At 69.4% G+C, this 11,832-nt stretch carries 9 protein-coding genes, 1 tRNA gene and 1 pseudogene; 7 read left to right on the top strand and 4 right to left on the bottom strand.

Translation table 11 applies throughout. The annotated features are described in order from the left end of the window. The 5 genes from AC2H6A_RS13630 to AC2H6A_RS13610 all read left to right on the top strand — a co-directional run. A partial coding sequence (locus AC2H6A_RS13630; RefSeq protein ID WP_484274144.1) for a hypothetical protein occupies positions 1-209 on the top strand: 209 nt, incomplete at its 5' end. 179 nt (positions 210-388) lie between these two features. Continuing rightward, positions 389-1,603, top strand: coding sequence for an acyl-CoA dehydrogenase family protein (locus AC2H6A_RS13625; protein ID WP_484274143.1), 1,215 nt, complete (start codon positions 389-391; stop codon positions 1,601-1,603). A 40-nt stretch (positions 1,604-1,643) separates the two neighbouring features. Next, a complete protein-coding gene (locus AC2H6A_RS13620; RefSeq protein ID WP_484274142.1) occupies positions 1,644-2,837 on the top strand; it encodes a thiolase family protein in 1,194 nt (397 codons plus the stop codon). A gap of 5 nt (positions 2,838-2,842) precedes the next feature. Beyond that, a complete protein-coding gene (locus AC2H6A_RS13615) occupies positions 2,843-3,283 on the top strand; it encodes a Zn-ribbon domain-containing OB-fold protein (RefSeq protein WP_484274141.1) in 441 nt (146 codons plus the stop codon). 72 nt (positions 3,284-3,355) lie between these two features. Next, positions 3,356-4,432 (top strand): aldo/keto reductase, encoded by a 1,077-nt coding sequence (locus tag AC2H6A_RS13610; protein ID WP_484274140.1) that lies wholly within the window; start codon positions 3,356-3,358, stop codon positions 4,430-4,432. A 69-nt stretch (positions 4,433-4,501) separates the two neighbouring features. Here AC2H6A_RS13610 and AC2H6A_RS13605 read toward each other — a convergent pair whose 3' ends face one another. Further along, positions 4,502-4,861, bottom strand: coding sequence for a hypothetical protein (locus tag AC2H6A_RS13605; protein WP_484274139.1), 360 nt, complete (start codon positions 4,859-4,861; stop codon positions 4,502-4,504). A gap of 340 nt (positions 4,862-5,201) precedes the next feature. After that, positions 5,202-5,276 (bottom strand) — tRNA-Val (locus AC2H6A_RS13600). Positions 5,277-5,387: 111 nt separating this feature from the next. Here AC2H6A_RS13600 and AC2H6A_RS13595 point away from each other — a divergent pair. Continuing rightward, positions 5,388-8,282, top strand: coding sequence for an adenosylcobalamin-dependent ribonucleoside-diphosphate reductase (locus AC2H6A_RS13595; protein ID WP_484274138.1), 2,895 nt, complete (start codon positions 5,388-5,390; stop codon positions 8,280-8,282). 98 nt (positions 8,283-8,380) lie between these two features. On the opposite strand, the gene gshA is transcribed toward AC2H6A_RS13595, so the two are convergent. Beyond that, positions 8,381-9,973 (bottom strand): glutamate--cysteine ligase, encoded by a 1,593-nt coding sequence (gene gshA / locus AC2H6A_RS13590; RefSeq protein ID WP_484274137.1) that lies wholly within the window; start codon positions 9,971-9,973, stop codon positions 8,381-8,383. Between the two features lie 142 nt (positions 9,974-10,115). On the opposite strand from gshA, the gene gltX reads away from it, so the two are divergent. Next, the gene (gene gltX / locus AC2H6A_RS13585) at positions 10,116-11,537 is read left to right on the top strand and encodes a glutamate--tRNA ligase (protein WP_484274136.1); all 1,422 of its coding nucleotides are present in this window, start codon (positions 10,116-10,118) and stop codon (positions 11,535-11,537) included. Between the two features lie 20 nt (positions 11,538-11,557). Here gltX and AC2H6A_RS13580 read toward each other — a convergent pair. After that, positions 11,558-11,832 (bottom strand): annotated as a pseudogene (locus AC2H6A_RS13580) (ABC transporter substrate-binding protein); the annotation flags it as partial.

Below are 11,832 nucleotides of genomic sequence, written 5' to 3'. Positions count from 1 at the left end.
AGCGCGGCCACGAAGATGCCCACCTGCAGCCCGCTCACCACCCGGCGCTGCTCCTGGGGCGGGAAGGGCGTCATCCCCGTCCGAAGAAGGTCCGGTTGCCATGGCGCGCACCCGGGTTGGGTGTCGGCGCGGGTAAGCCCGTTCCCTTTGGGTGGATTCCGGTGTTCCGGTCGTGCATGGGCGGCTTCGCTCTGAAAGGACGGGCCTGACAATAATCAATGCGATCGCGGACAATGATCCCGAGCATCGGATAACGGAAGCGCGTGGTCGGTACCGCACGCCTTCCCGGCCGATGCCCTCGGCATGCCCGCCACGCATGCGCCGGCGCCCGTTCTGATCGGGGCCGCCGTGCTGCCCATCTGTGCCGCCCACCGTCTTCGGAGCCCCGATGTTCGAATTTTCCGCTCGCGTGCAGGAACTCCAGCAACGCATCCGCGTGTTCATGGAGACCCACATCTATCCCAATGAAGCCCGCTTCTATCGCGAGGCCGAGGAACTCGGTCCCTGGAAGGTGCTGCCGGTGGTCGAGGAGCTCAAGCCGATCGCCCGCCGCGAAGGCCTGTGGAACCTCTTTCTGCCCGAGTCCGGCCATGGCGCGGGGCTGAGCAACTTCGAGTACGCGCCGCTCTGCGAGATCATGGGCCGCTCGCATCTGGCGCCCGAAGTCTTCAACTGCTCGGCGCCCGACACCGGCAACATGGAGGTGCTGGCCCGCTATGGCTCGCCCGAGCACCAGGAGCGCTGGCTGGCCCCGCTGCTGGCGGGTGAGATCCGCTCCTGCTTTGCCATGACCGAACCGGCCGTGGCCTCGAGCGATGCCACCAACATCGAGTCGAGCATCGTGCGCGATGGTGATGACTACATCATCAACGGTCGCAAGTGGTACACCACCAACGCCACCGATCCGCGCTGCCGGATCTGCATCTTCATGGGCAAGACCGACCCGGACAACCCGAACCGGCACCTGCAGCAGTCGATGATCCTCGTGCCCATGGACACGCCCGGCGTGCGGGTGGTGCGACCGATCGCGGTGTTCGGCTTCTACGGCGTGCCCGATCGCGCCTCCGAGGTGGTGTTCGAGAATGTGCGGGTGCCGGCCTCGAACATGCTGCTCGGCGAGGGCCGGGGCTTCGAGATCGCGCAGGGCCGGCTCGGTCCGGGTCGCATCCACCATTGCATGCGGCTGGTCGGTCTGGCCGAGCGCATGCTCGAGCTGATGTGCCGCCGCAGCCTGAGCCGCGTGGCTTTCGGCAAGCCGGTGGCCGAGCAGGGCGTGACGGTCGAGCGCATCGCCGAAGCCCGCATCCTGATCGAGCAGGCCCGTCTGCTCACGCTGAATGCGGCCTGGCGCATGGACAAGGTCGGCAACAAGGCGGCCAAGGCCGAGATCGCCATGATCAAGGTGGCCGCGCCCAAGATGGCCTGTCAGGTGATCGACTGGACCATCCAGGCCTTCGGCGGTGGCGGCACCAACAACGACCACGGCATCGCCTCGGCCTATGCCACCGCGCGCCTGCTGCGCCTGGCCGACGGGCCCGACGAAGTGCACCGCAACCAGATCGGCCGCATGGAGCTGGCCCGCTACCGGCCGGCGCGCGCCTGATGCGCGCCGCCGACACAGGCCGTGCCTGTCGGAGCTGCTGGTGAGCGCCCGGCGCGCGGCCATTCTCGGCCACGCCGCGGTGCCCATCGGTCAGCACCAGCGCGTCACGCAGGGCGACCCGCCGCTGGAGCATGAACTCGCCACCGGCGTGGTGCTCGATGCCATGGCCATGGCCGGCCTGAGCCGCGAGCACCTCGACGGCGTGGTGGTGGCCCATCCCGGGGATCACACCCGACAGGGCTACTTCCATACCTTCCTCACTGCGCATCTCGGCATCCGGGCCACCGGCACGGTGATCCAGGTGCTGGGCAACGGCATGACCGGCGGGCATGCCTTCGACACCGCGGTGCATCAGGTCACCTCGGGGCGCAGCGACTGCGTGCTGTCGGTGGGGGTGCACTTCGAGACCGGCGTGCCCACCGCACGCCATCTCGACTACAGCATCCGGCTCACCGGCGATGTCGACTATCAGTCAGTGTTCGGCGCGGTGCCGATCGCCTGGTACGCCATGGACGCACAGCGCTACCTGCACGAGCACCGCGTGCCCCGCGCGACGCTGGCGAGTGTCGCGGTCAAGAACCGCGCCCACGCCATGCTCAATCCGCTCGCCCAGTACCGCACCCCCATCACGCTCGAGGAGGTGCTTGCAGCGCGGCCAATCGTCGAGCCGCTGGGGCTGCTCGAGGTGCCCGGGCGGGCCGACGGCGCAGCCGCGCTGGTCATCGTCTCCGAGGACATCGCCAGGGCAAGCGGCCGGCCTCATGTGCTGGTGCGTGGACGAGGCTTCGAACATGAAGGCCTGCACCAGCTCTCCGATCGTCCGGCCGACGCGCTCGACTACGCCACGCTGCGCGGCGCCTCGCGCCGAGCGCTGGCGCAGGCCGGCCTCTCGCTCGCCGACATGGCGCTCTTTCAGCTCTACGCGCCATGCACCATCGTCGAGGTGCTGGCCAGCGAGGCGCTCGGCCTGTTTTCGCCGGGCCGCGGCGCGCAGGCCGCCGCCGACGGGTTCACCGCGCTGGGCAGCCGCCAGCCGGTGAACACCTGTGGCGGCGCCTTGTCTCGCGGGCATCCGCCCGAGGTGACCCCGCTCTATGATGTGGCCGAGGCCGCCACCCAGCTGCTCGGCACGGCCGGTCCGCGTCAGGTCCCCGATGCACGCTTCGCAATGACGGTCTGCGAGCTCGGCAAGTACAACGCCTCGCTGGTGCATGTGCTGGAGCGCTCGGCATGAGCCCGATGCCCCAGATCCGCCTTCCGGGGCCGCGGCCCTTTCCGCCCCGGGTGTCAGCGTTCAACCGCCCGTTCTGGTCGGGTCTGGCCCGCGGCGAGTTGCTCACCACTCGTTGCCGCGCCTGCGGCGCGCTGGGTTTCCCGCCACGCAATCTGTGCCGCGGCTGCTGGGGGCGCGAGCTCGACTGGGTGCCGCTTCGCCCGCGAGGCCGCCTCTACAGCTTTACGCGTGTCCATGTGGCGCCGGAAGCCTTCCGGGCCGAAGTGCCTTATGCCATCGGGCTGATCGACCTCGACGACGGGGTTCGGCTGATGTGTCGGTTGTTGGGCGAGATCGGACCGGCGGATCTCGATCAGCCGATGGGCATGGTCGTGCTGGCCCATGACGACGGACTGCTGTTTGGAGCCCGCAGGCTTCAGGGCCCCGAGGATCCGGTCACCCTGTGAATGCAGGCTTGAGGCAAAGGGTGGGTGGCCCGAGAATGCGGGTTGCTTCCCACCACACGCCCGGAGACCACCATGCCGCAGCCTGATCCTTCCCTTTCATCACCCCGTCGCGGATGGCTGCAGGCGCTTGGCGCCGGTGCCGGCACCATGGCGCTGGGCGGCCCGCTCTCGCTGCTGATGCCGGGCAGCACCGCAGCCCAGCCGCGTGACCTGATCCTGCGCAAGATCCCGCGCACCGGTGAGACCATTCCGGCGATCGGGCTGGGCACCTATCTCACCTTCGACCTGCTGCCCGGGCAGGCGCGCGAGCACATCGGCGAGATCATGCGCCGGTTCTGGGAGGGCGGCGGGCAGGTGATCGACACCTCGCCGCTTTACGGCACCGGCGAGATCAGCGTGGGCGATTTCGCCGCCGCGATGGGCATCACCCGCAAGATGTTCATCACCAACAAGATCTGGTCCACCGGCGAGTTCCTGGCCGATGACAGCCATGCCCGCAGAAGCCTCGAGCAATCGATGCAGCGGCTCTGGCGCGAGACCATCGATGTCATGCAGGTGCACAGCCTGGTCAATGTCGACCAGATCCTGCCGGTGCTGCGCAACTGGAAGCGGGAAGGGCGCATCCGCTACTTCGGGGTCACTCACCACGAACTGCCCTACTTCAACGCGCTCACGCCGTATGTGGAGCGGGGCGAGGTCGACTTCGTACAGGTGCATTACTCCATCCACACCCGGCTGGCCGAGGAGCGCATCCTGCCGGCGGCGCTCGACAAGGGCATCGCGGTGCAGGTGAACATGCCCTTCGAGAAGGCGCGCCTGTTCAAGATCGTCGAAGGCCGTCCGCTGCCCGACTTCGCCCGGGAGATCGGCGTGAGCAACTGGGCGCAGTTCTTCCTGAAGTGGGTGATCTCGCATCCGGCGATCACCTGCGCGATCCCGGCCACCAGCAATCCCGAGCATCAGTCCGAGAACATCGGTGCGCTGCGCGGCCCGCTGCCCGATCGCGAGATGCGGGCGCGGATGGTTCGGCACATGGAGACCATCCCGGGCTTCGACAAGCTCGCCGAGATGCCGCCGTATCCCGGCAAGGCCTACAACGGCATCATCCGGAGGGCGCAGAGCCAGCGCGCGGCCGCAGCGCGCCCTTAGTTGAGCGCGTGCGCCTCGCTGGCGGGCACCGGGGCTGATGTCGCGGCCCAGCGAGGTCCGGGCCCGGTGCTACGCGATCAGGCTGATCAGGGTCTGGTTGGACTGCTCCTGCAGGAGCGTGGGCAGCATCGCCGGGTTGGTGGGGAGCGCATTGGTCCAGTAGGACACCGGGTCTTGATTGGCGCTGAGTTGCGCTTCCTCCGGGGTGATGACCAGGCCCTGGGCGTTGTAGAGCCCCGCCCCGGACGCATTGCCGGCGCCGAGGGTGACGATCGCCGACTGCAGCGGATCGGCGGGGGTGGCCTGACCGCTGACGGTTTGCGCCGCGGTGATCGGGTTCGGGTTGGTGCTGGATGCCGGCGTGGTGCCGGTTGGCACCGGCAACTGAGCCAGCAGGCTGGCGTTCAGCGGGTTGAGATCGATGGGCATGTTGCCTCCGGGCAGGTTGCCGCGAGAATGCGCCCCAGGGCGCCTGAACGGCGTGATTCCGCGTTGCGGGTGCGATGGCCTGACGGTCGTTGCGTGCGACGACCGTCTGGAACCCCGCGCTATTGCCGCATCACGCCTTCCCGAGGTATCGGCAGCAGGTGCCGGGGCTTGAGTCAGGGACGCTGCCGTTCATCGTTCCGGGTTGGCCGTTGATCTGTGATGCGGCGCCGGTGGTCGGGATCGGGTCCGCCTCGGGTACCGGATGAAGATTCCCGATAAATGGCGATCCGCGCCGGAAAAGAAAAACGGCGCCGCGAGGCGCCGTTTTTTCTGGGCTGTCTGGTGGGCGGCACAGGGTTCGAACCTGTGACCCCTGCCGTGTGAAGGCAGTGCTCTACCGCTGAGCTAGCCGCCCGAACGAAGGGCCGCAGTATAGCCGATTGTTTGGCCAAGCCAAGTCGAGGGGGGGATAATCCCTGCCCCGGATCGCGCTCGCGCGGTCTTCGCCTTGTCTGCAGGAACCCCCATGAAGCACGACGATGTCGCCACCGCCCTGCCCGAGCAGGAGGTCTCCCTCGATGTTCTCCTCGAGAAGTACGCCAAGGGCGACGAGCGCACCCCGCAGGACATCCGCCGGCGCGTGGCGGCGGCCCTGGCCTCGCTCGAGCCGGTGGCCGAGCGCGAGCGCTGGCAGGCGGACTTTCTCTGGGCCATGGAGAACGGCTTCATCCCGGCGGGGCGGATCAACTCGGCTGCCGGCACCGGCATTGCCGCCACGCTGATCAACTGCTTCGTGCAACCCATCGGCGATGCGGTCTGGGGCTATGCCGACGACGGCACGCCCGGCATCTACGCGGCCCTGCAGGAGGCCGCCGAGACCATGCGCCGCGGCGGCGGCGTGGGCTACGACTTCTCGGCCATCCGCCCGGCGGGCGCCTGGGTGGCCGGCACCCGCTCGCGGGCCTCGGGGCCGGTCTCGTACATGAGGGTCTTCGACAAGAGCTGCGAGACGCTCGAGTCGGCCGGAGCGCGTCGCGGCGCGCAGATGGCGGTCCTGCGCATTGACCATCCCGACATCGAAGGCTTCATCCACGCCAAGCGTGACGGCTCCCTCACCAACTTCAACACCTCGGTGGCGGTGACCGACGACTTCATGCAGGCGGTGCAGGCCGACGCATCCTTCGCGCTGGTGCATCGCGCCGCGCCCTTCGAGCGCGACCAGGCCCGGCAGCGCGCCGACGGTCTGTGGGTCTACCGCGAGGTGCCGGCGCGCGCGCTGTGGGACCAGATCATGCGGTCCACCTATGACCACGCCGAGCCGGGTGTGATCTTCATCGACCGGGTCAATCGCGACAACAATCTTGCCTACTGCGAGACCATCGCCGCCACCAATCCCTGCGGCGAGCAGGCGCTGCCGCCCTATGGCTGCTGCGATCTCGGATCGCTGAACCTCACCCGGTTCGTGAGCGAACCCTTCAGCGAGGCCGCGGCGGTCGACTGGGACCGCTATCGCGGCGTGGTGCGGCTGGCGGTGCGCGCGCTCGACAATGTGCTCGACCTCACCCTGTGGCCGCTGCCGGCGCAGGCGCGCGAGGCCCAGGCCAAGCGGCGCATCGGCCTGGGCTTCACCGGCCTGGGCAATGCGCTGACCATGCTGCGGCTGCGCTACGACAGCGATGTCGGGCGCGAGATGGCGGCCCGCTTCGCCCGCGAGATGCGTGACACCGCCTACGCGGCCTCGGTTGAACTGGCCCGCGAGCGAGGCGCCTTCCCGCTCTTCCAGGCCGATGCCTATCTGGCCGAGCCGCATGCCGCCTCTCGCCTGCCGCAGCCCATCCAGGAGGCGATCCGCGCGCATGGCATCCGCAACTCGCACCTGATGTCGGTGGCGCCCACCGGCACCATCTCGATCGCCTTTGCCGGCAACGCCTCCGGCGGCATCGAGCCGGCCTTCTCCTACACCTACACCCGTCGCAAGCGCATGCCCGACGGCTCGCGGCGCGAGTACGCGGTCGAAGACCATGCCTGGCGCCTGTACCGGCACCTCGGCGGCAACACCGATGCGCTGCCGGCGTACTTCGTGTCGGCGATGGAGATCCCGGCGCTCGATCACATGCGCATGAGCGCGGCGGTCCAGCCCTTCGTCGATTCGGCGATCAGCAAGACGGTCAATGTCGCCGAGGACTATCCCTACGAGGACTTTCGCGAGCTCTACCTCGAGGCCTGGCGCGCCGGACTCAAGGGCATCACCACCTATCGTCCCAATGCCGTGCTCGGTTCGGTGCTGAGCGTGAGCCAGCCTGCCGCGCCCGCGCCCAGCCCGGTCATGCCGCAGGATCTGCAGCACGATGCCGATCGGCGCCTGCGCCTGGAGTCGGTGCCGCAGCCGGCCCTGGCCTCGCTGCGCTGGCCGGGCAGGCCCGCGCTGCCGGCGGGCAACCTCGCCTGGTCCTACCTGGTCGAGCCGGTCGATCAGCGCGCCTCGTTCGCGATCTTCATCGGCCAGACCGACGAGACGCCACCCGGTGGGCAGGCCGCGCGCCCGGTTCCCTTCGAGACCTGGGTGAATGGCAACGAGCAGCCTCGCGGGCTGGGCGCCATCGCCAAGACCCTGTCGATGGACATGCGCTCCAACGACCGGGCCTGGCTGCGCCTGAAGCTCGACGCGCTCGCCGCCACCCGGGACGACATGCCGCTGGTGCTGCCGTTTCCGCCCGATGGCGCGCTGCAGACCCGAGCCGGCGTGGTCGCCGCCTTTGCCGAGATCGTGCGCTACCGCTGCGAGCAGCTGGGCGTCTTCCAGGACACGCCCGATGCGGCCACCCCGATGATCGATGCCATGCTGTTCCGGGCCGAGCCCAAGTCGGGCCCGCTGGGCACGCTCTCCTGGACCGCCGACATCGTCAACCCGGCCACCCGCGATGACTTCGTGCTCGGCGTGAAGGAGCTGCAGCTGCCCGATGGTTCTCGGCGGCCGTACTCGATCTGGCTGGCCGGCGACTATCCGCGGGTGCTCGACGGCCTGTGCAAGCTGCTCTCGCTCGACATGCGGGTGATCGATGTCAGCTGGGTGGGGCTGAAGCTGCGCAAGCTGCTCTCGTTCGGCGAACTCAATGGCTCGTTCTGGGCGCCGGTACCCGGCGAAGGCCGCCAGCAGGTTTGGCCGAGCACGGTGGCCTACCTGGCCGCGCTCATCCTGCACCGCTACCGGGTGCTCGGCCTGCTCGACGCGGAGGGCTGCGCGATCGGCGGGGTGGCGGCGCTGGCCCGGCCGCAATCGAGCAGCGGTCAGGGCGAGGCGCCAAGCGCTTCGCCGGTCATCCCCGGCTTTGCCTGCCCGGCCTGTGGCACCCGCGCCTACATCCGCAAGGACGGCTGCCTGTTCTGCACCGCCTGCGGGCACCAGGGGGAGTGCGGCTGAACGGGCGCTGCCGCGCTCGGGCGGACCGGCGCGGGCGGACCGGCGTGGCTGAACGGCACGGCTGAACGGCGGCGGCGCCAGGCCCGCGCTCGAGCGGTTCAGGCCGGCAGCCGGAACTGCTCGCCGCTCATCAGTGGCTGTTCGATGTAGCGCGCCCGGTAGGTCTCGAAGGGCAGGGTGTCGGCGGCCTCGATGCGGCGCTGCTCCTCCAGCGAGGCCGCGGCCATCGCCTGCCAGCGGGCGGCCCATTGCGGGTCCTGGGGATGGCGGGCCAGCACGGCGCGGTGGGCGAGGGTCTGCGCCAGCCCGAATCCGATGAACGACTGGTCGGGCCGCGCCGCGATGCCCGCGAGCACCCGCGCCGAGGGCAGGGTGTCGGGGGCACGCAGGGCGCGGGCTGCGGCGTCCAGCGCATCACGATGGGCCGCGCCGCCATGGGCGTCGTCCAGCGCCTGCGCGATCGGTGCGCATTCCGCAAGCAGCTGGGCGGCCCAGTCGCTCAGCGCGATCTCGGCATCCCCACGGCGCAGGTTCAGGCCCGGCTCGCGTCCGCGATCGGCGATGCGATGCTGGTTGGCCAGCAGCGCGACGATCTCGGCGGGCGAATCGGGCGGGCTCTCCTGCAGCAGGCAGTGCAGCAGAAAGACATCGAGGAACTTCATGGTGGCCGCGCCGATCCCCACCGGCTGGAAGGGGTCGATGTCCATGCAGCGCACCTCGACATACTCCACCCCGCGCTCGCCCAGCGCGTGGAGCGGGCGCTCGCCCGAACGGATGCGCCGCTTGGGCCGGATGCTGCCGTAGAACTCGTTCTCGATCTGCAGCAGGGTGGTGGAGAGTTGTCGGTACTCGTCGCCCTCGCGCACCCCGATCGCCTCATAGGGCGGATAAGGCTCGGTGAGCGCGCGGTTGAGCGAGGCGGCATAGCCGGCGAGGCTGTTGTAGCTCACCGCCAGCGCCGACTGCGCATCGCTCTGGTACCCGAGCGGCCCCATGCGCAGCGAGGTGGCATGCGGCAGGTAGAGGCTGTCATCCGACAACGCGGCGAGCGCATGGCTGCGCCCGGCCACGAAGCAGCGCGAGACCGCCGGCGATGCGCCGAACAGCACCAGCAGCAGCCAGGAATGGCGGCGGAAGTTGCGGATCAGCGAGAAGTAGCCTGCGTTGCGGTAGGCCTCGAGGCTGCCGCCGCGGGCCTCGGCCGCCTGCAGGGCCGGCCAGGCGCCCGCCGGCAGCGAGAAGTTGTAGTGGATGCCCGAGATGGTCTGCATCCGCCGTCCGTAGCGGTGCGCGAGGCCATTGCGGTAGACCGTCTTGGAGCGGCCGACATTGGAGCTGCCATAGCGCCCGAGCGGGATGTCGCGGTCCCGAGCCGGAAGCCGGCAGGGCATGCTCGCGCCCCACATCAGCTCATCGCCCAGCTCCTTGCAGACGGCCTGATGGATCTCCACCAGCTCGGCCTCGCAGGCTTCGGCGGTGGTGTGGACCCCGGTGATCAGCTCCAGCTGCGATTCGCTGAAGTCGGTGGTGATGTGCGGATGGGTGAGGGCGCTGCCCAGGCCGGCGGGATGCGGGGTCTGCGCGAGCACCGCATCGGCGCCAACCCGCAGCCCTTCCTTCTCGATGCCACGCAGCATGCTGGTGAGCAGCGTGCGGTCGAGGGCTTTCAGCAGCGTATGCAGTCGATTCAAGTGGGTTCCCCGGTGACGAGGGATGCTTTTACCCTATTCCTGCGCGCCGCGTCGGGCGTGCGCCGGGCAGACGGTTCGCCCACGCCGGCGACAGAGCGGGGCGGCCGCGATTCCTGACCGGCATTCGATAGAATCGCGCCCCATGACCGGATCCCACACCCAGGTTCGCACGCGCTTTGCGCCCAGCCCCACCGGCTTTCTGCACATCGGCGGGGCGCGCACCGCGCTCTATGCCTGGGCCTTCGCCCGGCACCACGGCGGCACCTTCATCCTGCGCATCGAGGACACCGATGTGGAGCGCTCCACCCCCGAGGCGGTGCAGGCCATTCTCGACGGCATGCAGTGGCTGGGGCTCACGCCCGATGAAGGTCCGTTCTACCAGATGCGCCGCATGGATCGGTATCGCGAGGTCATTGCGCAGATGCTGCAGGCCGGCACCGCGTACCGGTGCTGGTGCAGCCGGGAGGAGCTCGACGCCATGCGCGCCGGCCAGGAGGCGCGAGGCGAAAAGCCACGCTATGACGGCCGCTGGCGGCCCGAGCCCGGCCGCGTACTGCCCGAGCCGCCGCCAGGCGTGCCGCCGGTGATCCGGTTTCGCAACCCGCGCGACGGCGTGGTCGCCTGGGATGATCTGGTCAAGGGACCGATCGAGATCGCCAATGCCGAGCTTGACGACCTGATCATCGCCCGCTCCGACGGCACGCCCACCTACAACTTCTGCGTGGTGGTCGATGACTGGGACATGCGCATCACCCACGTCATCCGGGGTGACGACCATGTCAACAACACGCCGCGCCAGATCAACATTCTTGCGGCGCTGGGCGCCATGCTGCCGCGGTATGGCCATGTGCCCATGATCCACGGCCCCGATGGCCAGAAGCTCTCCAAGCGGCACGGTGCGGTGTCGGTGATGCAGTACCAGGCCGACGGCTACCTGCCCGAGGCGGTGATCAACTACCTTGCCCGCCTGGGCTGGAGCCATGGCGATGCCGAGGTGTTCTCGCGCGAGCAGTTCGTGGCCTGGTTCGATGGCGCCCACATCAGCCGCTCGCCGGCGCGCTTCGACTTCGACAAGCTGCGCTGGTTGAACAACCACCACATCAAGGCCACCGATGATGCCGCGCTGGCCGCCGAGGTGGCACCGCGCCTGCACGATCACGGGGTGGCCGATCCGGATGCCAGCGGGGTGGATCTTGCCGCGGTCTGCGGGCTGCTCAAGGAGCGCTGCGGCACGCTCGAGGAACTCGCCGAGAGCGCGATGATGTTCTACCTTGCGCCCCACGGCGTTTCCGAGGCACTGCAGGCGGCGCTGTCCGCTCCGGCAGCGGCTGCGCTGCGCGAGTTCGCCGTTGCCGCCGAGACCGTGCCCTGGACGCGCGATGCGCTGGCCGCGCTCATCCGCCAGAGCGTGTCGGCGCATGGCCTGAAGATGCCGCAGTTCGGGCTGCCGGCGCGACTCATGCTCTTCGGCCGGCCCCAGACCCCGGCGCTGGAGGCCGTGCTGGCCCTGCTGCCCCGCGCGCAGGCGCTGCGCCGCCTGCATGCCGGGCTCGCGCCGGCCTGAGGCCGGCGCGCGGCGCCTGCTCAGTCCATCGTGAGCTTCTGCTGGGCCACCACCTTGCGGTAGACCTCGAACTCGGCCGCGATCTGGCGGGCGAAGTCCTCGGGCGAATTGCCGATCACCAGCGAACCGGTGTCGGCAATCCGCTTGCTCACGCCCGCGTCTGCGAGCGACTTCCGGGCGGCATCGTTCACGCGATCGACGATCGGCCGCGGCAGGCCCTTGGGGCCGACGATGCCGTAGTAGGCCATGCGATTCACCGGCTCGAGCCCGACCTCCTTGAAGGTGGGCACGCCGG

It is taken from the genome of Quisquiliibacterium sp. (genome assembly GCF_982640115.1).
Note: the sequence above shows the minus strand (reverse complement) of the source record. Positions and strands in the feature narration are given on the sequence as shown.